2 protein-coding genes and 1 pseudogene are annotated in these 1,622 nt (G+C 42.1%); 2 read left to right on the top strand and 1 reads right to left on the bottom strand.

Annotated features, from left to right (window positions below):
- Positions 1-46 precede the first annotated feature (46 nt).
- Together AB4486_RS23435 and AB4486_RS23430 are read left to right on the top strand one after the other, a co-directional pair.
- Positions 47-556 carry a helix-turn-helix domain-containing protein gene (locus AB4486_RS23435; protein ID WP_029236503.1) on the top strand — a complete coding sequence of 170 codons (510 nt, stop codon included), beginning with the start codon at positions 47-49 and terminating at the stop codon, positions 554-556.
- Positions 553-1,395, top strand: a complete 843-nt coding sequence (locus AB4486_RS23430; protein WP_106427183.1) for an IS3 family transposase — start codon at positions 553-555, stop codon at positions 1,393-1,395. The genes AB4486_RS23435 and AB4486_RS23430 overlap by 4 nt, the downstream gene beginning before the upstream one ends.
- Positions 1,396-1,461: 66 nt before the next feature.
- Here AB4486_RS23430 and AB4486_RS23425 read toward each other — a convergent pair.
- Positions 1,462-1,622, bottom strand: a pseudogene (locus AB4486_RS23425) (hypothetical protein); the annotation flags it as partial.

The following is a 1,622-nucleotide window of genomic DNA, read 5'->3' as shown; positions in this document are numbered from 1 at the left end:
TGAACTGACCCCCAATAGTTGGACACCAATTATTGGGGGTCTTTTTATGTCCAAATATAGCCGTGAGCTAAAATGTATCATTGCTAAGCAATACTTAGATGGCACGTCATCTCTCTATTTAGCAAAACAATATTCAATTTCTTCAAGGCAGATACGGTATTGGGCTCAAGTCTTTGCCATCCATGGTACTGATTCATTTTTACCAACTAAGCATGCCGCGACTGCTCAAACAAAACGAAAAGCATTGAATTTAATGTGGACGAATGAATGGTCTCTCACGCACACTAGCGCTGTATTAAACCTCTCATCCCCTGGGATACTCTCTGTCTGGCTCAAAAGATTTAATGAGCTCGGTATCAAGGGGCTCAAAATGCGCCAGAAAGGAAGACCCTCAATGAAACAGCAACCTCAACGTACCACTAAGCCTGATAATGAAATGACACTTGAGGAGCTAAAAGAGGAGTTGGTCTACTTACGAACCGAGAATGCCGTTCTAAAAAAGTTGGAAGAGTTGGAGCAGGAAAAAAACCGTCGAACAAAGAAAAAGCGGTCATAGCTCTAACTCTTAAAGGCAAGTACCCGCTGAAGCACTTACTGCAGACTCTACAGCTGGCAAAAAGTGTCTTTTATTATCAAGCTCAAACAAACAAGCGCCCAAATAGCTACGAACGTGAGCTGCGGTTGATAAAGTCAATTTATCATGAACATAAGGGTCGATACGGCTACCGCCGTATTCACTTGGAACTAAAAAATCAGGGGTTCGTGCTTAATCACAAAACGGTTCAAAGGCTTATGGCTCAGCTCAACCTTAAATCGACGGTCAGGATTAAAAAGTATCGTTCATACCGAGGAGAGTCTGGAACAGCTGCTCCTAACCTGCTTGAAAGAGATTTTAGTGCGACTCAACCCGATGAAAAGTGGGTAACTGATGTCACGGAGTTCAAAGTCAAAGAGCAGAAAGTATACTTGTCTCCCGTGGTCGACTTGTTTACTCAGGAGGTAGTGGCTTATAGAGTGGCCAAAAATGCCTGCTTGCCGCTTGTCACGGATATGCTAACGGAAGCCATATCAAAGCTCAAACCCAACTCAAAGCCAATTATACATAGCGATCAAGGTTGGCAATATCGTCATCGACAGTATCAGAAAAAGGTAGCGGAGAGTGGGTTAACACAAAGCATGTCGAGAAAAGGTAACTGCTTGGATAATGCGGTTGCTGAAAACTTTTTTGCTTTACTCAAAACAGAGATGTATCACAACCAAAGCTTTGAAGATGCAGATGCTCTGATAGAGCAAATTAAAGAATACATCGAGTACTACAATACCAAACGTATAAAAGTGAAACTAAAAGGCCTGACTCCGATAGAATATCGAACTCAGGCCTTGAAAGCCGCTTAACAGAAATGTCCAACTTTACGGGGTCACTTCAAACAAGGCTGGCTCTATCAGAACTAAACGCTCTAATTAATCTAATAGTGAACGAACATAATCAACGATTTCTTGGTTTTGGCAATGCTCAAAGAAGCATTGTTGGAAACGCTCACTTCCAACCGCTGTTTTCACGAGATCTTGGTCGATTGCTCTTAGAGAATCAATAAAGTTATTTTTTACCACCGCCGCTTTCA

It is taken from the genome of Vibrio sp. 10N.222.55.C6, assembly GCF_041473395.1.
Lineage (GTDB): Bacteria > Pseudomonadota > Gammaproteobacteria > Enterobacterales > Vibrionaceae > Vibrio > Vibrio crassostreae_C.
This window is presented reverse-complemented; position numbering and strand designations above follow the sequence as displayed.